The sequence below is a fragment of the Pseudomonas mucoides genome, assembly GCF_015461845.1.
Lineage (GTDB): Bacteria > Pseudomonadota > Gammaproteobacteria > Pseudomonadales > Pseudomonadaceae > Aquipseudomonas > Aquipseudomonas mucoides.
The window spans coordinates 319391-342056 of record NZ_JACOPW010000002.1; the positions used below are offsets into that span (position 1 = coordinate 319391).

The window sequence follows — 22666 nt, forward strand, 5'->3', positions numbered from 1 at the left end:
ATAGTGGCCAGCCAAGTGTTGCTGAACCATGGACCGATCGACGGGCTTGAGTAATAGATAAACGCCCCGATGATAGGCATTGAGGCCGATAACAATATCGCTTCAAGCGAGCGGAGGAATCTGATGTCGATTGCCCAACGGGTTTTCCACGGCAGGTTTGGCCGGGTCGCCTTGCTGAATATGGATCATTCGCTGGTCACCCATACCCATTCCGAATGCCATGTGCTGGTCAAAGTGTCCGGCGAGGACACTTACTTCAACGTTAACGGTCGGCGGGTTCCGCTCAGTGATCGCACTGCGGTGCTGGTCAACGCCTGGGAGCCGCATTTCTATGATCCGCAGCGGGGTGCCGGTGCCACCCTTATCCTGGCGCTTTACATCGAGCCCGCCTGGCTGGCCACTGCCCAGCAGTCGCTGGCGCTCAGCGGTCGGCCGGACTTTTTCGCCCAGTCATGCATCGAGCTGTCGAGTCGAAATCGCACCCTGGCCGACATCCTGGTCGCCGAAGCGCATGGTTGTGGGATCGTGCCGAAAGAGCGCTTGGAGTTCATGCTGTTCGACTTCCTGATCGAACTGATCGAGGCCTTTTCCAGCTGGCGGCATTTGTCTCTACTGGGTGCGCCCAACACAGGTGAGTTCCGGGATGCGCGCGTGCGCCGTGGCACGGCCTGGTTGCTTGAGCACCTCGATGATCCGAACCCGATCGACAACGCCGCGCGGGCCTGTGGTCTGTCTCGGGCACACTTCTTTGCGCTGTTCAAGAAAGACACCGGCATGACGCCGACCCTGTTGCTTAACGACGCGCGCATGCGCCGTGCTTTTGCCTGGCTTGAGCGTGAGCGCAGTGGAACGCTGGGGCTTTTGTCGGAGAACCTCGGGTTCTCCGAGCAAGGTCATTTCACACGGTTTTTCCGTCAGCACATCGGAGCTTCGCCCAGCCAGTATCGGCGTGTAGTGGATAGTTACGCGGCGGTTTGAACCGAGAGGAGGGCGGGGGGATTGGGCAATACTCCCGTCAATGAAGTAAGTCTTTTATTTTAAAGCTGGCGGCTTTTATAGGCTGCGAAAATTGTAGGGTCTATCAATTATCCAGAAAGTCATAAATCTCTTTCATGCGTTCTTCTCGCATCAACTCAAGTTCTTTCCTTGGTTTCGGCTCCAGCGCAGAAAACTGACCACTCAACCACGTATAAAGCTGAGAAACCGCAGGGCTGATCTGCTTGCGATGTGGGCACACCAGGCTCAAAGTAGAAGCTTCCCCGGGGTAATCCGGCAGCAGCACAAGCAGGCGCCCAGCGGCGATATCGGCACTGACATCCAGCCAGGATTTGTAGGCGATACCTTCACCGTCCAACGACCAGCGTCGCACGACATCGGCGTCATCGCTGAACAGTGGCCCCGAAACCTGCACGGTTTGCCCGCCCAGGTTCCACTTGTCGTAGACCCGGCCATTTTGCAGATAGAGCAGGCAGTGATGCTTGCTCAAGTCATCCGGCGTTTGGGGAGAACCGCAGCGTTGCACATACTCCGGCGAGGCAACCAGCACCCGCTGGTTCCACGGTGCAAGCGGCAGTGCCACGTAGTTGGCGTCTTCGTTCGGGCCGTATCGAATCGCCACGTCCACCGGGTCGCGAAACAGATTGGCCATCTGGTCCGACAGGAAAAAACGCAACGTCAATTCTGGATGCTGACGGCGGAACAGCGTCAACCACGGCAGCAGTATGTTGCGCCCCAGATCGGACGGCGCTGTCACTTGCAGTACGCCCCGCAGCGTGGCGTTCTCACCACGCAGGTTTTCCTTGCCTTGCTTCAGGGTCTCAAGCACTGAGTGGGCGGTGGGCAGATATTGCTCGCCCTCGGCAGTCAGTCGCAGGCTGCGAGTGGTGCGGGCGAACAGGCGCACATCCAGTTCGCGTTCCAGACGTTTGATGGCGGCGGCGACCTGACCAGGCAGTAGATCAGCCTCCAGCGCCGCTGCGGTGAAACTGCCCAGTGCGGCGCTGCGGATGAATAAACCAAGATCATCGATGCGGATCATTTTCACTCCTGCAGTGAAAGTGTTGGCGCATTTTGCTTGTTTTTCTTTGTACTTGGGAAGTCGAAGATGGCTGCAAACGAGTGCATCACCCTTCAGACAGTGAGTGTCCATGAAAGCCATCACCTTTACCCAGCACGCCTTGCCCATCGACCATCCACAAGCGTTGATCGACATCAGTCTCTCGGTGCCCAAACCTGGCCCACGGGACCTTCTGGTCGAAGTTCGCGCGGTGTCAGTGAATCCCGTCGATACCAAGGTGCGCGCCGGAACTTTCACAAAAGAGCCGAAAATCCTCGGCTGGGATGCCACAGGCATTGTCCGTGAGGTCGGCTCTGAAGTGACGTTGTTTCAGCCGGGCGATGAAGTGTTCTATGCCGGCTCGATTACCCGCACCGGCAGCTACAGCGAATTCCATTTGGTCGATGAGCGGATCGTCGGGCACAAGCCTCGTACATTGAGTGCAGCCGATGCGGCCGCGTTGCCGTTGACCTCGATCACTGCTTGGGAATTGTTGTTTGACCGGCTCGGTGTCGCCGAGGGGGCAGGGGAGGGCAAGTACCTGTTGATCACTGGAGCGGCTGGGGGCGTCGGATCGATGCTGGTGCAGCTGGCCCGACAGTTGACCCGTCTTACCGTCATCGGAACTGCCTCACGCCAGGAAACCGCTGATTGGGTGCGGCAGTTGGGCGCGCATCACGTGATCGATCACAGCCAACCACTGCTCGCACAGTTGCAAGCGCTCGACGTGCCGGAGATCGACTATGTCGCCAGCCTGACTCACACCGAACAGCACTTTGCGCAACTGATCGACGTGCTCAAGCCGCAAGGGCGTCTGGGTGTGATAGACGATCCCGACAGCCTCGACGTGATGCCGCTCAAGCGCAAGTCGCTGTCGTTGCATTGGGAGCTGATGTTCACCCGCTCGCTGTACGAAACCCCGGACATGATCAACCAGCATCATCTGCTCAATCGGGTCAGCGCTCTTATTGACCAAGGCGTTCTGCAAACCACCGTGGGCGAGCACTTTGGTGCGATCAATGCGGCAAACATGCGTCGTGCCCATGCGCTGGTCGAAAGCGGCAAAGCCCGGGGCAAGATTGTTCTTGAGGGGTTCTGATTTCACTCATCAGGCGAGGGCGGTTGCGCGTTTTTCGATGCATTGGTATCAGCGCTTCACCGCCACGGCAGATGACCTGCTCGAAGAGCCGTTGCAACTGATATTCCTTGAGCAGGTAACGGCCTGATGATTCAACCTGTTGAAACGCACCACCTCGACGGGCGTGGAAGCGGCCGGCGTATCAATTCGCTTCAGGACGCGGCTGTACTCCGAATTGCGGAACGATGTGAGTACCCAGCTCTTCAATGACTTCCGCAGCAGGGCGCTTTCCGTATTTGAGATTAAGGATAACGTGGTCCACTCCGATTTCCTCAAGCGACTCCAGCAAAAACCGGAGATGGTAGCGTCCAAGTTTGAACCCCAAATGAATGCGAGTGGGCGGCGTAGACGGGGTCTCATCGAGGTCGATGTAGAGCGACTGAGTGAAGGGCTTATAGACGGGGCCACATTGCTTCATGACCTCCTGCCGCCAATCTTCCACGATCATTCGCTGCATGTTCGGAATGCGTGGATAGTTGATCCATCCGACGCTTTCGCGCGCGATCCAATCCAGTGACTGGCGGCTATTGCCGGTCACGAACATTGGAATGACTTGGGTTGTGGGTTTCGGAATGAGGTCTGCGCCCCGCATCTCACCACCGCTCCAGCGAATGGGCTCAAAGCTGGTGCTGTGGGCTCTGCGAATCACCTCGTAGTGCTCACGAAAGATTTCTCCGCGCCTTTCGGGATCGACGCCAAAAGCCGAAAACTCCACTGGGCGATCGCCGGAAGCTACCCCCAGTATCAAGCGACCTGCGCTCAACTGATCAACACTGGCTGATGCCTTGGCCGTGTGCAGAGGATGGTGTACAGGGAGGGCAATGGATGCGGTGCCAAGCGCTATCTCCGACGTATGAGCAGCCATGTAGCCCAGGTAAACCCAAGGGTCGAACAGTTGGCCAACATCGCCGAAGCCAGGGTCCCGAAGAGGCACGTCGCGAAACCAGAGTGCGCAGAAGCCCAGAGCCTCCGCTCGTTTGGCCAATTCGACCTGGTTGAGCATGCTCGGAGTGTCCCCATCGAAGGCCTCCAAAGGAAAGAACAATCCAATGCTCAAATGACCCTGAGTGAAGGTTCGGCTGAACCCTCGGTGCTGCTGATAAGGAATCGTGCTCGGCCGATACATACTCATCTTCCTCAATGGGAGAAACGTGAACAGCGCCCCTGTTTAGGAGGTGCTGCGGCATCGGTCGCTTGGGAACGACAGGTGGGGTAATGGGTGCAGTCTTCACCCGTTGCGGTCGGGTCGACCGGAGTGAGGGGCCAGTTGCTGGCAATACGCGCGGGCAGGTCCGGATTGGCGATGAGCGGACGGTCAAAATAATCAGATCGTTCCAGCCCGATACATCGCCTGAGCAAAAGCATGGGGACCATCCACCAAGAGTAGGCGGCTTTGCGGGGAACCGCCATGTTCGTCGTCCGTCTCGGTACCTGTCGCAGATACACCGCAGTCTGGGCCTTGGGCGTCGTGATCGGCGCGCTGCGGGTTGCTATAGAGGACAGTCGTCAGGTCAGCCCACTGATCCTTTGGGTACTCGACCGACAATTGTGTCCGGCCCCAGTCCTGAAATTCAGACGATAAGATAAATTTTCAGACCCCAACGCAGAACTCCATTTCCCCAGGCAAGGCACTCCCTGCGCCTTTCTCACACAATCGGCTCTAACGCTATCGCGCTGCATAACAGAAACAGGTGCGATGAGCGACTTTGGAACTTGCATTAACGATATTAGCTTGATGCAGGAGGGGCTAGGCATCGTCGATTTCTCGTCTTTAGCAGGATATTAAGAATAATAAAAACGCGCACCTGGAAAATTTTGCGTTGCTTCTATTACTTCAAAATAACAAATGGAGCGCTATATAAATGAGTGGAAAAACAATAACTGCAAGTTCGGTGTTTCTTAGTATCACCCTGAGTGTCCAGGCGCATGCTGACTTCCTGAGTGATAGCAAAGCCACCTTGGGAATGAGAAACTTCTACTTCAATAACGACAACCGCGATGGCGTTGCCGCCCCTTCTAAAACTGAAGAATGGGCGCAGGGTTTCATGCTGGACTTCAAATCGGGCTATACCGACGGCATGGTTGGCTTTGGTGTCGATGGCCTGGGGTTGCTGGGGGTTAACCTGGATAGCGGCAAAGGACGGCATGTCGGCAGCAGCATGATGCCTTCTGACAGTGACAACCGTGCCGTCGACGAGTGGAGCAGGCTGGGGCTGACCGGAAAAGTCAAAATGTCGAAAACTGAACTTCGCTACGGCACCTTGATTCCGAAACTCCCCATTCTGGTCGCCAACGATGGGCGCGTGCTTCCGCAAACCTTCGAGGGCGTTCAAATCACCTCGAGCGAGCTCAATCGCCTGACCTTGACTGGAGGTCGGATTGAACATGCAACAGGACGTGGTTCGAGCGATCAGACGGGGTTGGCCGTTACTGGTGGTACGCGTGAAAGCAATCAGTTTGACTTCGCCGGGGGCGATTGGAAAGTCACCAAGGATCTGACAGCTCAGTACTACTACGCCGGCCTCGATAACTACTATACGCAGCATTTTTTGGGATTTATTCACACCCTTGCCATCTCGGACAATCAGTCCCTCAAAACCGACCTGCGCTACTTCAAAACTGACTCGTCAGGTGCAAATAGCTCCGGTACGTCAGGCTACAGAATGAGTGGCTACACCAAAAACGGTGATGGAGAAATCGATAACCGTACCTGGAGTGCCGCGTTAATTTACACACTGGGTGGCCACGCGATTACTGCGGGGTACCAAAGTGTGTCGGATGGCAGCAACTTCACTCAACTCAGTCAGGGTAGCCTGCCAGACAAGGGCGCCGGTGGAGCAAGCCTGTATCTGTATACAGACCGCTTTATCCAAACTTTCACCCGCGCAGGCGAGCGCACAGCTTTCGGTCAGTATGCTTACGACTTCGCCGCTCTGGGTGTCCCTGGCCTAAAAGGCTCGGTCATGTACCTCTCTGGCGATAACATTAAAACGACGTCAGGCGCCAACCAAAAGGAATGGGAAAGAGACATTAGCCTGGACTACGTCCTTCAGTCGGGAGCGCTAAAAGGCGTTGGGTTCGGCTGGCGTAACGGCAAGTCCAACAGCGAAGCATCTCGTAACGTAGATCAGAATCGTATTTTTGTGACCTATAGCATTCCGCTTCTCTAGTTAGCGGTGCGGGAAGTTTAGGGATATCGGATGCTCATGATCGGCGCAGACCCGCAGTGCGACACGCCAGTCATGGTCAAGCTGGTCGTCGATGCCGAGGTTAGAGAGGTCCTTTTCTATCGGTCGTGTGCCGTGCACCTCGGGCTGCATTTGATAGTGTCCGTTCGAAGGCATACGATCGAGATTGAAGGTGTCTACATGCAAGTTACAGCGCCGCCACGGTGACACTACGCCGGATGCGCTCAGCAGACCGGGAGGTGTTACTTGAAGTGCACAACTGATATGCCCGCCAGCGTCATCACAAAACTCACCTACCTGGTCAAGCACGATGCGAAGCCCTATGTGCATACCGAGGCTCTGACCGGTGACAGTGAACCGCACTACTTTGCTGAGCAGGAGGAGCGCGAGGTCACGATACACAACGGTCGTCCGTTGGCAGACAGCCTTTCCCTGGACAAGCAGGGGTTTGAACTCCATCGGCGGGCTACGGTGGTCGACGATCTCTACGACGATACCTCAGTGGAAAGCGTCTACTATGACGAGGTCAAGGCCTTGATCAAGGAGTTGACGGGCGCGAGCCGGGTCGTCATCTTCGACCACACCAGGCGCAGCGACGCCGAGCGGCGGGATATTCGCGGGCCAGCCAGCCGTGTGCATAATGACTACACCGACCGCTCGGGGCCTGAGCGTATTCGCGACATGCTGGGCCAGGATCAGGCCGGCGCACAGGTGTCGGTGGCCCAGATTAACCTCTGGCGCCCGATGAGCGGACCCGTCAAGCGCTCACCGCTGGCCGTGCTGGACGCCTCGACGCTCGACCCCAATGACCTGCTGGCCACCGACTTGGTCTATCCGGATCGTATCGGTGAGATCTACCACCTGGCCTACAATCCGCAACAGCGCTGGTACTATTTTCCGGACATGCGCCGTGACGAAGTCTTGCTGATCAAGGGGTATGACTCACGTCACGACGGCCGTGCCCGCTTCACGCCCCATACCGCCTTCAAAGATCCCAACACGCCGCCGGGAGCCCCGCCGCGCGAGAGTATCGAAGTTCGCACCCTGGCCTTCTTTGATTAGGTTTTTGCCGCTTGCCGCGGGCCTCACGCCGCGCGGTGTTTGCCCCCATGCTTTCCAGGCGACCACCCGCTTTGGTTGGTAGGGATGTGTTGATGTGCGCGGATAGCTGATCCACCCGGGATATGGCCAAACTTTAAAGATTCAACGATACCTGAAGTTTAGTAAAACATAACAGATCATGGTTGCTGTCAGGCCGACCAATATGTACTCAATACGGGGTAGGAATATAACCAACCCACCTAGAGAAAACACGATCAAGGTGTTTTGTAGTATGTATTTCCTTATTTTAGGTACCGCTATGAAGTAGCCATATTGCTTGCCTAAGAAAAATAAGGCCATGCCGATGATTGACGTAATCTGGAAATCGCGCATCGCAATGTCGTTCAAGATCGCATGCCTGATCAAATTTGCGAGAAGTGCGAGCCCCATAAATAGAAAAAGGTGCGAGTAGATTAAGGAGTGTCCACTCATACTACTTTCATTTTTGCTCAACAAGTAAAAGCTATCAAAATATATCCACCAGATACTGCAAATCATGATAAATCCGGTGATTGCCGCCATCACATTATAACGATCCCATTGAATGTCAGATAACCCTCCAGAAAGGCTAATTACCGACTCGCCCAATAAGATGAGGGTGAGTAAACCTAGTCGTTCAACCAAGTGTTCTGTATGTGCGGGCAATGGCTTTAGCTTACCCCAAGAAAATAAAGGGAGCAGAATATCAAGAGAAATCCCAATGTAAGCGACAAGGTAACGCATAGGTGGGTCAAAAAGAATGGATGAAAGACTAACAGCTGCGCTAACTAACAGGGCGAAGCCAAGCCTGGAGGAGAATTCACTACGATGATCGAATTTATTTATGGACGAAATGTACATAATACTGATGATGGCACGTATACCAAAATAGCAGGCAATAACAAGCGCATAGTTTACTTCCAATTCTTCCCCAATCCGTGCAGACAGCACAATGAGCAGCAACATTAAAAATAAAGTTGCCAAGCGGTGAAGGTTACTGTCTGTATCAAACCTATTTGAGTAAATCGTGTGGCTGGACCAGATCCACCATAATGGAACAAAAAGCAGTAAAAATGTCCATAATTGCTCCTGTTCAAAATGGCCGTGATGAAGATGTCCGAGAGTATGCGTAACCTTGCCAATTGCAACAACAAAAATCAGGTCAAAAAACAACTCTAACCATGTGGCGTGTCGATTCTTTTCATAATACTTCAAAGATTTCATTCGCTGCCGGCTCCGTGTGCACCTCTTTAATCCACCACCACGTCTGTTAGTACGGTCAATACAGAATCCAGCGTGCCATCGGGCCGATAGCAACATTGCGCACGGGCGGACCTTAGCGGGCAACTGGGCTGCTGTTCCGCCAACCATTCATTCAGCGCCTCGACCAGGACACGGGCCTCGACTATGGAATCTTCCGAGCTGTCAAAAATTAACATCGCCATTTTTTATGTCCTCGGTTCGCTGGGCTGATATTTTCGTGCCGCTGCTTTATGAGCGATGCTTATCGCTGGCAGCACCGTGGATTCTTCAATCTCCCGTATTGAAATATTATCGAATGCACACCTGGTGCGCTGCGCAATGGGGCACGTTCGCCCTCGGCTACGGTGTGGGTGATGCCAAGCGATTTCACTATCTAGCGATTTCGTCAATTCACTAACCCACACCGGCAGACGGGTATCGACGTACTTTGGCTGATCATTGGTGCGAGTTCGAATCGCAACCTGAGCCGGGCCCTCGAACACGTAGGCCGCAAAAGAGGAGGAGGGTAACGCGTGTTCTTGATCGGCTGATTTGGTCATGGCGAACCTCCCTCACTGTCAAGCCGGCTCCAGGCTGCCGAGGCACGCTGGGCATTGTGGAGATTGGCCGACTCAGCTAGATAACGACTTGCATAACGGCGTGGCATCGTCGATGTGTCAGACCAACCGCAGACTCGCCGGAGTTCGTCCGTGGCCCGCTCGAGGTCATACCCACGCTTCTCGACCAGATAAGCCAAAAACTGGTCGGCGAAGGTGTGGCGAAAGTCATGCGCGGATAGTGTAGGCAACAACCCCGGATGAGCCAGTTCAATGGTCAGAAACAGCCGATCTAGGACGTTCGACAACGCGCGGATCGACAGCGGGCGGCCTCGATCCGAGATGAACAAATAGCGGTACAGCAATTTCGTAGGTTTTCCGTCACGCTTTGGGCGTCGCTCGCTCTGAATATAGCGCTCGTAGACCTCATACAACTGTGTCGAGATACCTACGGTCCGGCCGTGTGTTTTCAGTGCAGGCTCTTCAGCGCGCGGATCTCCTGGGTCATGTTCGCGGTCATTGATGCTGAGATTCTCCGCAGCTCCTGGGACAATCAATGTGCGAATGATCTGGAGTTGCATATCTGTCAGGCTGCGGTAACGAGTGCGGTCTGGACGAACATTGATGATATGGCTCTCAAAGCGCCGCTCAATGACGTCGGCGACATCTGCAAATACAACTTCGATGTTAGCCAGGGTGGTTGAGTTCTGACGTGCGCGCGGAATGTAACGGGTGACGCACCAGGACAGGTACTGCTTCAGCAACCGCAGGTACTGGTCACGGGTGCGCGGAAAAATCTGTGGAAAAGGTGCCGTTGTAGCTTTGCCGATTCGGGCGAAAAGACTATCGGCTTGACGGCCGCTTTGGAGCCAGATTGCATAACCGTCTAATAAAGACAGAATCGCCTCAAAGTGGCAGGCCAAGATGGCCTGATAGATATCCAGATCTCGGCTTTTGGCATAGGCGTAGAAAGCCTGGATCGCGCGCAGGTGCGCCGCAGCCGTGTTGTAAGCGCGGTGCCTGAGTTTAAGTTGGACGTAGATGAACGGAATGAGTATGGGTAATGGCGCTGCGTAACCAGCTTGCACGAGCAGCGGCACACGCTGACCTGAAGAGAAACGGCACTGAATCAGCTTCATCGGCAGCCACCTCATTCAAGGACTCGCCATGAACACGAAGGACATGGCCCGTTGAGAGATTGGACGTCAGAAGCGGGTTTGTCGAATCAGTACCTTATGAGCCTCATGAACATTTCTAGCATAGCATCTGATTTAACATAATACACATTACGCGCAACAACGTATTTCAGGATCAGCCCGGTTGCACGCAGATTTCGCAGCCCTCAATTCACCTCAAGCCCTTATCCGCGTGTAAGCCTTTCTATCAGCATCGAATACTCAGGAAACCGCTCACTGAGCTTTTCTCGAGCACCCAATTCCATATCCGCGTAATCAAACCCGGGCGACACCGCTTCACTGATCAAACCGAATCCTGCCGATCCCTCTACAAGCCGCGAAGCTTTCCAGACGCCGCCAGGTACATTCAGCTGCAAACATTCTCCTGCGATGACATCGCTACCCATCAAGACAGTCTTCAACGTGCCGTCCGGAAAAATCAGCGAGTACTCGATGGCGTCACCCAAATGGTAGTAATGAACGATATCGGACTGGTTGAGATGAAAATGGCCAACGGGAGAATCTTTCGTTAGCAGATAGAAAATCGACGTCATTCGGTAACGCTGGCCACCGGTTGTTGTGACCATGCTTTGATCGTCTGACTGATACGTTCTGCGGTAGTAGCCGCCTTCCAAATGGGGCTCCAGATCGAGCGCTGCGACCAGTTCTTCTATGCTGGGTGTCTTTAAAGCCATTATGGAACCCCCTATTTAGCGTTATCGACGTATATATCTGCATGTTTGCAGTATTTAGCGACATAACTCGACTAAATACCCATTTAGTCGAGTTGGCAACCTTCTAGCGCCCGTCCAGATAACGGAACAGTTCCTCTTCCTGATCAAAGTGCAGTCGCACAAGGGTATCCAGACGGATCAGCTGATGCTGAATCTCATCAGCAGGCGTTGTCGCAGGGTCGGCGCTGAAGTCGCCGCTCATGCGCACCAGTAAATGGATGAGGCGAAAAATCTCTCGATGCACGTGACTCATGGCCGACATCGGATCCTCCCCCGGCATGCTTTGCGTCAGCAGCGGGTACAGTGTGTTTTCATCTTCGTGTTCATGCTGCGCCAGTGATGTTTGCAGCTTGTCGACCAGTTCCTGCAAGTCTGTCTGTGCTTGCGCAAGTGGGCGCTGGGCAAAGTCGCTGGCCAGTTGGTGCAGATCGCTCAGCACGGTGGAGAGTTGCTGGTGTTCGTCTTGCAGGTGATCGATGTGCTCTGCGGTAAGGTCTCGTTTCCTCAACGCCCATAACGGCCCCAATGCCCGCAAGGCGTTAATGATGATCGCGACGTCGATGCCCTCCTGCACCACGGCGCCAATCAGCGGCGGCAAGTAGCCAAAGGCGGCTGCCGCCATGGCCAGCAATGACATTCCCATCCCGACCAGCACACCTTGGCGTGCGATGTAGCGGGTTCGTCGGGCAATGTCCAACGCCTCGACCAGGCGATCCAGACGATCCACCAACAGCACAACGCCAGCGGCTTGCGCAGAAGCCGTGGCACCGCCCGCCCCCATGGCTACGCCGACGTTGGCCGCCGCCAGCGCCGGGGCATCGTTGATGCCGTCGCCGACCATCAGTGTGCTAGCGCGCAGGCAACCTTGCTGTACGGCACGCACTTTATCCTCGGGGGTCAAACCGGCACGCAGCTCGTCAATCCCGGCAGACAGCGCAATCATCTCCGCGGTTTCCAGGCGATCCCCGGTGAGCATGACGATCTTTTCGATGCCCCTGTTGCGCAGTCGACGCAGCGTCTGCGGGGTTTCGCGTCGAACTTTGTCCGAGAAAACCAGCAGGCCTGCGAGTTTGCCATCCACGTCGATGAAGCTTCCACTGCACGCCAGGTAATCCATGTGGCGCAGCATGGCGGCGACCCAGTCGGTTTCAGGGGGCGCTTTGTGAACAAAAGACAATGTGCCGAAACGCACCTGCACGCCATCGACGCGCCCACAAAGACCAGAGCCTGGGCTTTCTTCTACTGTCTGCGGGACGCTGAGCGGCAACTGGCGCTGATGGGCCGCTTCAACAATTGCCTGGGAAACAGGATGCGTCGAGGCCTGTGCCAGCGAAGCGGCCAGGGCAAGCAGGCGCTGCGGATCGCCCAGTCCGTTGACCTCTATCGACTGCAGGCGCGCATGGCCGCTGGTCAGCGTGCCGGTCTTGTCGAGAAACACTTGTTTGACCCCGGCCAGCGCTTCCACGGTCGCGCCGTCCTTGATCAAGATCCCGCGCCGCGCGGCCCTCGAAATACCCGACATGAAGGCAATCGGTACGGCCAGAATCAAAGGGCAAGGTGTGGCCACCACCAGCACGGCCAGCGCGCGCAAAGGATCGCCACTCAATTGCCAGGCCAATCCGGCGATCAGCAATGTCAGTGGGATGAAGAACAAGGCATAGCGGTCGGCCAGGCGCACGAAAGGTGCGCGCGAACGACGTGCCTCCTCGGCCAGCCGCACGATGCCCGCGTAGGTACTCTGCGCGGCCGTTCGCGTGGCGATTAGCAGGATGGGCGCACCGACGTTGGAAACGCCGCTGGGCAGTTGCTCTCCTTCTCGACGGGTGACAGGCAGCGACTCACCGCTGAGCGCCGATTCGTCCAGAATGGCCGCAGGACTTAGCAGCCGACCGTCGACCGGGATCACCTCTCCCATTCGCACCAACAATGTTTGATGCAGCTGGACCTGCTCAACCGGAATCTCGCGCAAGCCGCCCTCCTCCTGCAGCCAGGCAAAACGTGGCGCCCGGTCGATGAGCGCACGAAGCTCACGGTCAGCGCGTTGCTTGGTGAAAAACTCCAGGGTCCGTCCAGTCGCCAGCATCAAGGCAATCACCGCCGCCACCAGTGTCTGGTCAAAGACCAGGGCGGCAGTGATCGACAGCAGCGCGATCAGGTCGACACCGGCCTCGCGCCGGGCCAGGCGCCTGACGATTTCAACGAGCAGTACCGCAGACATCACCAGACTTCCCGCGGCCCAGCACCTCGATGCCCAATCAGGTGCTTGCGCAACATACGCAATGCCGCCGGCCAGCAGCGTCAGTGCGGTGAGCAGCAACAGAACGGGGTCCAGCCACTTACTGAGCATTGAAGTGAGTTCCTTAAAAGCGATGTGCATGCCTCGCTGTAAAAACATCTGTCGTTCATCGAGGTAGAGCTTAGGACTCGAATGCCTTTCGTGTCCCCGGGGCGCCGCAATTTCGGCGTTCGATACAACACAAGTCATGGTTGTGCCCGGGCAAATCGGGTGTTTGCCTTCTTTCTGATCTAAATCAATCAGGCGTTGGACGGACACGTGGACATTAGAGTCAGCATTCGTACACATCGCATTCGATGTGTGCAGAAACTCTCGTTTCGTGGAGGCTCCCATGGCTACGCACCTGCAAGGCACCCAACCGGTCATCCCGCCGACTGCCCACCCACTTGCAGGCAGTTTGCGAAAGGTGGAGCCCAAACGCTTGTCCTTGAGTTTGCTGATTGCGCTGGTGGTCGGTTCGATGATCGGCAGCGGCATTTTCAGCCTGCCGCAAAACATGGCGGCCAGTGCTGGCGCCGGAGCCATTCTGATTGGCTGGCTGATCACCGGTGTCGGCATGTTGTCGCTGGCGCTGGTTTATCAAACCTTGTCCAACCGTCAACCGGCTCTGGATAACGGTGTGTTTGCCTATGCGCGTGCCTTGGGTGGCGAATTCCTCGGGTTCAACTCAGCCTGGGGTTACTGGATCAGCGCCTGGATCGGCAACGTCAGCTACCTGGTGATTTTGTTCGCGGCGCTGAGTTATTTCTTCCCGCTGTTCGGTGAAGGCAATAACAAAGCGGCGATTGCCGGCGCGTCCGTGGTGCTGTGGTCGTTGCACTGGATGATCCTCAGAGGGATGCGCACTGCGGCCCGGGCCAACGCGTTGACCACGGTAGCCAAGATCGTACCGTTGCTGCTGTTTATCGGCCTGGTGATCGCGGCCTTCCAGCGTGAAACCTTCACTGTCGATTTCTGGGGCTCGCCCGCGCTGGGCAGCACCCTCGATCAGGTCAAAAGCACTATGTTGGTCACCGTTTGGGTGTTCATCGGGATCGAAGGCGCCAACGTGTTCTCCGCCCGCGCCGCAGAACGCGCCAACGTCGGTCGCGCCACCGTCATCGGTTTTGTCATCACCCTGTTGCTGTTGATTGCGGTGTCGCTGCTGTCACTGGGCATTTTGAAACAACCGGAGTTAGCCGCCCTGAAAAACCCTTCGATGGCCGGCGTACTTCAGGCTGCCGCCGGGCCATGGGGCGCAGTGCTGATCAGCATCGGCTTGATCATTTCGGTGGGGGGCGCCCTGCTCGCCTGGACGCTGCTCGCAGCGGAGTCGGTGTTCACACCAGCCAAGGAAAAGGTGATGCCAGGTACGCTCGCCGTGGAAAACACCCAAGGTGTACCGGCCAATGCACTGTGGATCACCAACGGCTGCATTCAACTGTTCCTGTTACTGACGCTGTACTCGAGCGCCACTTACCTTGCGCTGATTTCCCTGGCCACCTCGATGATTCTGCTGCCCTACCTGTTCAGCGGTGTGTATGCGCTGAAACTGACCTTGCAGGGCCAGACCTACGCCGGCCACCGCGCCTTGCAACTGCGTGACATGGCCATCGCCTCGGTCGCGACGCTGTATTGCCTGTGGCTGCTGTATGCCGCCGGGCCTAAATACATGTTGCTCAGCGCTTTGCTCTACGCCCCCGGTTCGTTGATTTACCTGGCCACCATCAGGTCTCGCCAGGGACAACCGCTCAGCGGCCCTGAGACCGGGCTGTTGATCATTATCTGGACGGCCGCAGCCTTCGCCGGCTGGATGCTGTGGTCCGGGACACTGGCCTTGTAAGGTCAGTATCACGTGTTTGTTCTGTCGTGGTGGACCGCCAAACGGGTGTTCGCGATCCATCTCTATTACCCAAGAGGAGGAAATCAAAATGAGCAACAGTGAAAAAAAAGTACCGGTTCATAGCGACGACAAAGCCAGTCAGCATCCAGTGACAACAGACGTCTGGCGCCCCCTGGAAAAGCTTCGGCAACAGGTTGATCACCTGTTCGAAGACTTCAATCGCGGCTCGGGGCTGTCGCCATTCGGTCGCGGGCTGTTTGATGTCGAGCCGCTCTGGCGACGGGAACTGATCGGCCATAGCCTGCCTGCCGTGGACATCTGCGAGAAAGACAAAAGCTACGAAATCACAGCTGAGCTGCCCGGCATGGATCAGAAAAACATTGAGATCAAACTGTCCAACGGCAGCCTGATCATCAAGGGCGAAAAGAAAGAGGACAAGGAAGAGAAAGGAAAGGGTTATCACCTCAGCGAGCGTCACTACGGCTCCTTCGAGCGGGTGTTCAACTTGCCCAAAGGTGTCGATGCCGAGAAGATCGACGCGAGTTTCAGCAAGGGAGTGCTGAGCATCTCGCTGCCGAAAAAGCCCGAGGCCATGAAAGCGGATAAAGTCGTGCCAATCAAAGGCGAGTGAGTCCCAGGCTGCCCTGCCCCTGTCGGGAAACCGGTGGGGGCTTTTTTATGTTCATTGCAAAAGACTGAAACAAGGCGCGCGTTAATGCTGCGATCACATGTTTTCTTCGACCCAGGAATCTGATTGTCTCACCGCCAGAATGCTGCCCTGCAACGAATACAGCGCGCGCTCCATAGTGCTGCCGATGAATCGATGAGTGCCCACCCGATGCACGGTGCCCATCACCACGACGTCAACCTGGTAATCATCGACAACTGCACTGATCACCGGCATCGGCAGCCCCATGAAAAAATGCCGGCGCTCTGGAGCAATGCCATAGCGCTCAGCCAGGGTGTTGAAGGCCTGATGAAGGGACTCTCGCAACCCATCCATGAAGGCCACATTCCAGCCGCCGGTGATCAGCGGCGTATCGCCATTGAATGCAGGCGATAAATCATAGGCGTAAAGCAGGTGCAGCGATGCGTCGCATTGCACGGCCAGCGTATGAGCTGCCTGAATAATGGCATCGTTCACATCATGGATTTGTGTGACCGTATCAAACAGGTCCACAGCGGCGACGATCCGATGAGGCAACTCATGATGGACCTGGTTGACCAGGTGCAACGCAACGGGACATCCACGCAGCAAATGGTAATCCAAAGGTGTAACGAACACCCGTCCAAGTACCGGGTCTGCCGTGACATCCTTGATGACCAGGTCGGGCTTGAGCGCTTCTACACATTTCAAGATGTCGAGCACTGGATCGCAGGTAAAGACAACTTGCACGTTCACCTCTAATCCCTGTGCATTGAGACGCTGAAGTGTCTGGTCCCTCCAGTGGAGATAATGGCGCTGATATCGCTGATCCCCCTCCTCGTCTCTGTTCTCTTCCCACACTGGCGCCATGGGCGCCGGTTCTATAAAGGCTCGTACATCCAGCATGGCTCCACCGGCCCTGGCCAGGGCGATGGCACGTAGCAAGGCTGGGGCCTCTTTCAGGTTTGGGTTGGCGATCAGCAGCAAGCGTTGATAGTGGGCCATGACACACCTCCTCTCTACACCGGCCCATAGCGTGGCCATGTTCAAAGACTGCGCTTGTTGCGCCCTTTGCCTGTTTGATTTACATCAAATCCAGGCAATTGAGCGCGCTGTCACAAGAGAGCTGATCCAGATCATATTCAGGCGCAGTCAGCGGAGTAGAAAGAAGTGAATCGCGAGATTTGCCACTGCGCGCCAACCTTTGAAGACGGCTGGAGGATCGCATCATGATCACTGTCAAAGACCCTGATGATCGGGCCTCTGAAGCCTATTCCAAAGTCACTGGGAAATACTGGATCGAAGCACTCAAGGATGGTCGTCACGTGTTGATCCGGCAACTGACGGAAAAAGACCGCGAGCGAGAGTACAGCTTCATCAAACAGCTGTGCCCTGAGTCCCGGCACATGCGCTTTCTCACGCAGATCAACGACCCCGGCAACAAGCAGTGCCTGGCATACATCGCGTTGGTCCACGAAAATGGCCAATTGATCGAGATCGGCGTCAGCCGTTATGTCGCCACGGGCGAATATAAATGTGAATGTACGGTGACAGTCGCCGATCAATGGAAGCATCTGGGGCTGGGGACGCTATTGATGGCACATTTGATCAGGGCCGCGCGCAAGAACCGTTTCCACCAGATGTATGCGGTCGACGCCTCCAGCAATGCCCCGATGCGCGAGCTGGCCAGATCCCTGGGCTTCGAAACGCGCAACGATCCCTTTGATACCCGTCAGGTGATTCACGGCCTGTACCTGTAAAACGACTTGAGCGCTGTCAGCGAAAGCCATTATTTTTTTGCCCCCAGTGTTGCCATGTAATGGGCGACAGATTCGGCATCCGCATCCGACAGTGAATGATGTTGCTTCATCAGGGCGTCCCGGGGGCGCAGTTCGGTCTGTTGAAGCACCTTGATCTGGCGACTCATATAAGCGGCATGTTGACCCGCCAGGCGGGGAATCGGGCCATCTCCCTGACCGTCAGCACCGTGGCACGAACTGCACTGCGCGATGCCCGCCTCAGGTAAGCCCTGGCGAAAGATCAATTCACCGCGGGCATCGGGTGTGTCGGCATCCGCCTTCATGGGGCTCTGACTTGAAAAATAGTCGGCCAGTTCGGCTATCTGGGTCTGCGTCAGATGGTTAAATCCCCACATGTACTGAGTCCCGGTTTTATCACTGCGTGCATGGTCCTTGAAGTCAGCCAACTGCAACTTCAGGTACTCTTTTTGCTGCCCGGCTAACTTGGGAAACAATGGCGAGAAGGACTCTCCCGTCTGTCCATGGCATTGGGCGCAAACCTGGTCGTTCATGACGATACCGGACATGGGCGAGGTTGTTTGCGATGGCTCTTCGCTCGTACGGGTACACCCCATGAGCGCTGCCAAGCAGAGGGCAAGAGCAAGATGTGATCGGTTGAAAAAACTCTTCATGCCAAATGCTTCCATGATCTACGCCCCTGTGTTCAGCGGATCAATACGCGTCCTTCACCTGCCGTTCAATTCCCTCTGCTGATGACAGCCCTAGGCTGGAGCCTAGCTAGACGCAGACCATTTACAAGGTCAGAGCAGAATGAGCCTTGCGAGCCTGCATTCAGAATAACGCCCATCGCGTCAGGTCATATTCGGCAATCAGCGAATACTGGATCACGACACCTTCTCTTAAGGCTTTGCACCCTTTATTGACGAAACTCAATTGTTTATCTGGAGCAAGGTGTAGGAATACTCAAACAGGTGATGAAGCGACACAAAAGCTTGCGTTTAAACACAATGTGTCAAGGACCTGCGGATCGATTTCCGGCAGTTGTGCGCAAGCGCAATACCGCTGGCGGTAACCCACCCTTACGGGGACGACGGTCATGAACACACCCTCCCAAGACATGCTGGATAACCTGTATGGCTCACCTCGGCACATTGACCAGGCTGCCATCGCACCGCTTCTGCGCCAATACGCCGAGCCTCTGCCGGCGCTGGACTCATCCGCCTTTGGTGAAATGTTCGATCGCTATGCCGATGCGCGCGTGGTGATGATTGGTGAGGCCAGTCATGGCACCAGTGATTTTTATCGAACCCGGGCAGCGATCACCCAAAGGCTGATTGAGCAACACGGGTTCAACATTGTGGCCGTTGAAGCCGACTGGCCGGACGCAGGCCATGTCGACCAGTATGTCCGGGGGTTGGCACACTCGGCGTGGAAACGTCACATCTTCAGCCGATTCCCGACCTGGATGTGGCGTAACACCGACGTGAGAGCATTCGCCCACTGGCTGCATCAATACAACCATACCCTCGCCACTGAACGTCGCGTCGAGTTCCGCGGGCTGGACGTATACAGCTTGCGCAACTCCATCCATGAGGTGCTGAGTTATCTGGACCGGGTCGACCCACAGCTGGCCCACGAAGCCCGGCGGCGCTATGGCTGTCTGACCCCTTGGCAGGATGATCCCGCCTTGTATGGTCACTTCGTCGAACGTGCCGGCTTGATGCCTTGTGAGCAACCGGTGATCGAACAGCTCGACGCCATGCTGGCTGAACAATTGGCCGGGCTCATCCAGAACGACGAGGCATTCTTCAATGCGGCGCAAAATGCTCGGGTGGTGCAGGCGGCGGAACAGTATTACCGTGCGATTTATCGAGGGTCGACCGCCTCGTGGAACCTGCGTGACCGGCACATGTTCGACACACTTCGGGCACTGCTTGAGCACCGGGGTCCACAAGCCAAAGCCGTGGTCTGGGCGCACAATTCTCATATTGGCAACGCGGCTGCGACGGAAATGGGCTGGAAGGGTCAGTTCAACATCGGTCAGCTGTGCCGCAGTGCTTATGGGCGCGATGCTGTTCTGATCGGCATGAGCACCGACCGTGGCCAGGTGGCCGCGGCCGATGACTGGGACGGCGACATGCTCATCAAGGACATCCGGCCCTCTCGCCCGGACAGTTGGGAGCACCAGTTCCTAATGGCGGGTGTGCCGGCGTCATTGACCGACTGGCGAGACCCAACGCGCAAAGCACTGCGCCGTGTGTTGTCCAAACCATTGCTGGAGCGGGCCATCGGGGTGATTTACCGCCCTGAAACCGAGCGTGGCAGTCACTACTTCGAAGCGACGCTGGCCGAACAGTTCGACGCCATGATCTGGATTGAACAGACCCAACCCGTGACAGCACTGGCGCTGCCGAAAAGCCAGAGACTCGAACCGGAAGACGAAACCTATCCGTTTGGCGTGTGAGGCCGATCAGGCGTTGTCAGGCGGGGCCGTGCAAATGCTTCTCGAACCAGTCGCCAGCGAGTCTGGCGACTTCTTCAAGGGCGCCCGGTTCTTCGAAAAGATGAGTCGCGCCCGCCACGATTTCCAGCTGCTGCTCACACCGCAAGGCATGACTGCTTTGATCATTCAATTCGAGCACCACCGGGTCCTGGGCGCCCACGATCTGCAGAGTGGGTGCCCTCACCTGCGACAATGCAGCCCCCGCCAGGTCGGTGCGCCCTCCCCGACTGACCACCGCATGCACCACCTCCGGGCGCACGGCCGCCGCCAACAACGCCGCCGCAGCACCGGTGCTTGCGCCGAACAGGCCGATTCGTAGCGAGTGCAACTTCACGTCCCGACCGACCCAGTCGATGACTTCCACCAGTCGCCTGGCGAGCAAGGCGATATCGAAACGTAGCTCCCGGGTGAGGTTGTCCAGTCGTTGCTCTGGCTCCGTGAGCAGGTCGAACAGCAGCGACGCCAGCCCCCTGCTGGCCAGCGACTCGGCGACATACTGATTACGCGGACTTGTACGACTGCTGCCGCTGCCATGCACGAAGACCACCAGACCGCAGGGGTTGGCCGGCAGACGCAAGTCGGCTGATAACTCAACGTCCTTCAGGTCCAGCTGTCGATAGTGCGACTCAGTCATCGACGTTCCCCTGAACCTTGGCGCTGGTGGCGGCTTCTCGCTGCCAGGCCAGTTGCAACAAATCAATGACTTCTTCGTCCGAGGTCTGGGGGAAATTCAAGTACCAATACCCGATCGACATCATCCATTCAGGCATGAGTGGGCAGATCACCTCATCGACTTCGAAGCTCAGCGTGTCCACCGTTTCCAGCGGCGCAACCGGCACGGCAACGACGATACGAGCAGGTGCCTGCATACGCACCGCGCGGATCGCCGCCATCATCGAGGCGCCCGTCGCCAGGCCATCATCCACCAGAATCACCACCTGCCCCTTGAGCTGTAAGGGTGGCCGGGCGCCCCGGTACAGCAACTCGCGCCGCTGCAGTTCCCGTGTTTCACGCGCGACCACGGCGTCGAATGCGGCCGGGGAAATCGGGTGGGCCCGCAGCGCTTCTTCATTTCGGATCTGGATACCGCCACTGGCGATGGCGCCCATGGCGAACTCCGGGTTGGACGGCACGCCCAGTTTGCGCACCAGCATCAGGTCCAGGCGCACGTCCAGGGCCTTGACCACTTCATAGGCGACCGGAACGCCGCCACGGGGTAAGGCGAGGACGATGACATCGGGGCGCTGTGCGTATTTGAGCAACGGTTCCACCAGACGTCGACCGGCTTCTTTCCGGTCCTTCAACGTGGTTTGCAATGAGGGGCTTTGACTCATGAAAAACCTCCCCAGGCGATGACGCCTGTCGTTTCGTTTCAACATGGCCTGGCCCGATCTAGACGGCCAGAACGCTGCAAGGCACCTGGTACAGAATGTGTTCGGTCGTGCTGCCCAGCAGCTTCTCCAGGCCGTGATACTGGACTCTGCCCATCACGATCACATCCACCTTCTGCTCGCTGGCAAAATCGCTCAACGCCGAGACCGGGTGTCCGAGAACAAAATGCCGACGGTCAGAGGGGACGCCATACCGACCGGCCAATTTAATGAACGATTGTTCCTCGGTGGTGCGCAACTCTTTGGTGATGTCTTGAAGCGCCAGCCCCCCCATGTCCGCCAGATAGACCCCAGAAAGATCGCAGGCATACAGCAGGTGCAACTCGGCATCGCACTGCAACGCCAGGTTGGTGGCTTGCTGAATGATCCGCTCGTTCAGCTCGCTGTTTGCAGGCGCCGTATCCGAAGCGTCAACCGCCGCCACGACCTTGCGCGGCAAGGCATGGCCACCGCCGCCCACCAGATAGATCGGTATTGGGCAGTGGCGCAACAAATGCCAATCCAGCGGAGTGAAGAACGCGCGTTTGAGCGCTGATTCGTGTTGCACTTCCTTGATCAACAGGTCGGGCTGCATTTCCGTGACGCGATCAAGAATGTCTTGCTTCATGTCATCGGTCCACGCCACCTCCGTCGTCACTTCGAGCCCGAGAGCGTGGAGTTTGGAGGCCTGGTTCTGCAGCCAGTCGCGATGGTCCTGACGATAGCTTTCCAGGGCCTTTTCCTGCTCGCCTTCGTCAAGCAGTGACAGTATCTTCAACGGCTTTATAAACGCAGCAATATGCAAGCTCGCGCCGCTGGCCTTGGCCAGGGCGGCCGCATGGTTTATCGCAGGGGAATGGCGCAGGGCCGGGTTGATGATGAGTAACAAGCGTTGATATTGGCTCATGATCTGACTCCAGACAGGGGGGACTTGACGCGCCGGATCAGACGCCAGCGTTTGATTCAGAGTCCTCCGTTGATGTCGCCCAGGCGTTGATTTATATCAAATCCCTGCGCAAGACCGATCAATGGACTAACGCCGCTCATGGATTGACATTTCATTTCTCCGTACTTGATCAATATCAATAGGGCCGAGCCG

General features: G+C 56.5%; 21 protein-coding genes. 8 read left to right on the forward strand and 13 right to left on the reverse strand.

Annotated elements, in window-relative coordinates:
• Positions 1-123 precede the first annotated feature (123 nt).
• Positions 124-978 carry a helix-turn-helix transcriptional regulator gene (locus H8F22_RS10030; protein WP_194940052.1) on the forward strand — a complete coding sequence of 285 codons (855 nt, stop codon included), beginning with the start codon at positions 124-126 and terminating at the stop codon, positions 976-978.
• A gap of 103 nt (positions 979-1081) precedes the next feature.
• Here H8F22_RS10030 and H8F22_RS10035 read toward each other — a convergent pair whose 3' ends face one another.
• Positions 1082-2038, reverse strand: coding sequence for a LysR family transcriptional regulator (locus tag H8F22_RS10035; protein WP_228758750.1), 957 nt, complete (start codon positions 2036-2038; stop codon positions 1082-1084).
• Positions 2039-2147: 109 nt separating this feature from the next.
• Here H8F22_RS10035 and H8F22_RS10040 point away from each other — a divergent pair, with 109 nt between their 5' ends.
• Positions 2148-3155 carry a zinc-binding alcohol dehydrogenase family protein gene (locus H8F22_RS10040; RefSeq protein ID WP_194940053.1) on the forward strand — a complete coding sequence of 336 codons (1008 nt, stop codon included), beginning with the start codon at positions 2148-2150 and terminating at the stop codon, positions 3153-3155.
• 181 nt (positions 3156-3336) lie between these two features.
• On the opposite strand, the gene H8F22_RS10045 is transcribed toward H8F22_RS10040, so the two are convergent.
• Positions 3337-4320: an LLM class oxidoreductase gene (locus tag H8F22_RS10045; RefSeq protein ID WP_194940054.1), complete on the reverse strand. Its 984-nt coding sequence runs from the start codon at positions 4318-4320 to the stop codon at positions 3337-3339.
• A gap of 736 nt (positions 4321-5056) precedes the next feature.
• Here H8F22_RS10045 and H8F22_RS10050 point away from each other — a divergent pair.
• Together H8F22_RS10050 and H8F22_RS10055 are read left to right on the forward strand one after the other, a co-directional pair.
• Positions 5057-6364, forward strand: coding sequence for an OprD family porin (locus tag H8F22_RS10050; protein ID WP_194940055.1), 1308 nt, complete (start codon positions 5057-5059; stop codon positions 6362-6364).
• 264 nt (positions 6365-6628) lie between these two features.
• Positions 6629-7444 carry a CmcJ/NvfI family oxidoreductase gene (locus tag H8F22_RS10055; protein WP_228758751.1) on the forward strand — a complete coding sequence of 272 codons (816 nt, stop codon included), beginning with the start codon at positions 6629-6631 and terminating at the stop codon, positions 7442-7444.
• A gap of 141 nt (positions 7445-7585) precedes the next feature.
• Here the strand turns inward: H8F22_RS10055 and H8F22_RS10060 are convergent, their stop codons facing one another.
• From H8F22_RS10060 to H8F22_RS10085, 6 genes are all read right to left on the reverse strand, one after another.
• Complete coding sequence (locus H8F22_RS10060) at positions 7586-8686, reverse strand: low temperature requirement protein A (protein WP_194940057.1); 1101 nt, start codon at positions 8684-8686, stop codon at positions 7586-7588.
• Positions 8687-8712: 26 nt separating this feature from the next.
• Positions 8713-8907, reverse strand: a complete 195-nt coding sequence (locus H8F22_RS10065; RefSeq protein ID WP_010459439.1) for a hypothetical protein — start codon at positions 8905-8907, stop codon at positions 8713-8715.
• Positions 8908-8910: 3 nt separating this feature from the next.
• Positions 8911-9264, reverse strand: coding sequence for a hypothetical protein (locus H8F22_RS10070; protein WP_194940396.1), 354 nt, complete (start codon positions 9262-9264; stop codon positions 8911-8913).
• Positions 9261-10400 (reverse strand): site-specific integrase, encoded by a 1140-nt coding sequence (locus H8F22_RS10075; protein ID WP_194940058.1) that lies wholly within the window; start codon positions 10398-10400, stop codon positions 9261-9263. The genes H8F22_RS10070 and H8F22_RS10075 overlap by 4 nt, the downstream gene beginning before the upstream one ends.
• Before the next feature lie 221 nt (positions 10401-10621).
• Positions 10622-11131, reverse strand: a complete 510-nt coding sequence (locus H8F22_RS10080) for a cupin domain-containing protein (protein WP_194940059.1) — start codon at positions 11129-11131, stop codon at positions 10622-10624.
• A 103-nt stretch (positions 11132-11234) separates the two neighbouring features.
• On the reverse strand, positions 11235-13517 hold the full coding sequence (locus H8F22_RS10085; protein WP_194940060.1) for a heavy metal translocating P-type ATPase: 2283 nt from the start codon (positions 13515-13517) through the stop codon (positions 11235-11237).
• 280 nt (positions 13518-13797) lie between these two features.
• Between H8F22_RS10085 and arcD the strand changes: the two genes are divergently transcribed.
• Positions 13798-15288 (forward strand): arginine-ornithine antiporter, encoded by a 1491-nt coding sequence (gene arcD, locus H8F22_RS10090; RefSeq protein ID WP_059182950.1) that lies wholly within the window; start codon positions 13798-13800, stop codon positions 15286-15288.
• A gap of 88 nt (positions 15289-15376) precedes the next feature.
• The gene (locus H8F22_RS10095) at positions 15377-15919 is read left to right on the forward strand and encodes an Hsp20/alpha crystallin family protein (protein ID WP_027923142.1); all 543 of its coding nucleotides are present in this window, start codon (positions 15377-15379) and stop codon (positions 15917-15919) included.
• Between the two features lie 93 nt (positions 15920-16012).
• Here H8F22_RS10095 and H8F22_RS10100 read toward each other — a convergent pair whose 3' ends face one another.
• Complete coding sequence (locus H8F22_RS10100) at positions 16013-16939, reverse strand: universal stress protein (RefSeq protein WP_194940061.1); 927 nt, start codon at positions 16937-16939, stop codon at positions 16013-16015.
• Between the two features lie 224 nt (positions 16940-17163).
• Between H8F22_RS10100 and H8F22_RS10105 the strand changes: the two genes are divergently transcribed.
• Positions 17164-17694 carry a GNAT family N-acetyltransferase gene (locus tag H8F22_RS10105; protein ID WP_027923140.1) on the forward strand — a complete coding sequence of 177 codons (531 nt, stop codon included), beginning with the start codon at positions 17164-17166 and terminating at the stop codon, positions 17692-17694.
• 29 nt (positions 17695-17723) lie between these two features.
• Here the strand turns inward: H8F22_RS10105 and H8F22_RS10110 are convergent, their stop codons facing one another.
• Positions 17724-18380 (reverse strand): c-type cytochrome, encoded by a 657-nt coding sequence (locus H8F22_RS10110; RefSeq protein ID WP_194940062.1) that lies wholly within the window; start codon positions 18378-18380, stop codon positions 17724-17726.
• Between the two features lie 410 nt (positions 18381-18790).
• On the opposite strand from H8F22_RS10110, the gene H8F22_RS10115 reads away from it, so the two are divergent.
• Entirely contained in the window at positions 18791-20158 is a 1368-nt protein-coding gene (locus H8F22_RS10115; RefSeq protein WP_027923138.1) for an erythromycin esterase family protein, read from the forward strand.
• 16 nt (positions 20159-20174) lie between these two features.
• Here the strand turns inward: H8F22_RS10115 and H8F22_RS10120 are convergent, their stop codons facing one another.
• Genes H8F22_RS10120 through H8F22_RS10130 form a run of 3 tightly spaced genes read right to left on the reverse strand, consistent with a single transcriptional unit; the run spans position 20175 to position 22474 of the window.
• Complete coding sequence (locus H8F22_RS10120; protein WP_027923137.1) at positions 20175-20831, reverse strand: dienelactone hydrolase family protein; 657 nt, start codon at positions 20829-20831, stop codon at positions 20175-20177.
• On the reverse strand, positions 20824-21531 hold the full coding sequence (locus tag H8F22_RS10125; protein WP_027923136.1) for a phosphoribosyltransferase: 708 nt from the start codon (positions 21529-21531) through the stop codon (positions 20824-20826). Before H8F22_RS10125 ends, H8F22_RS10120 begins: the two co-directional genes overlap by 8 nt.
• 58 nt (positions 21532-21589) lie before the next feature.
• Positions 21590-22474, reverse strand: coding sequence for a universal stress protein (locus H8F22_RS10130; RefSeq protein WP_194940063.1), 885 nt, complete (start codon positions 22472-22474; stop codon positions 21590-21592).
• Positions 22475-22666 lie beyond the last annotated feature (192 nt).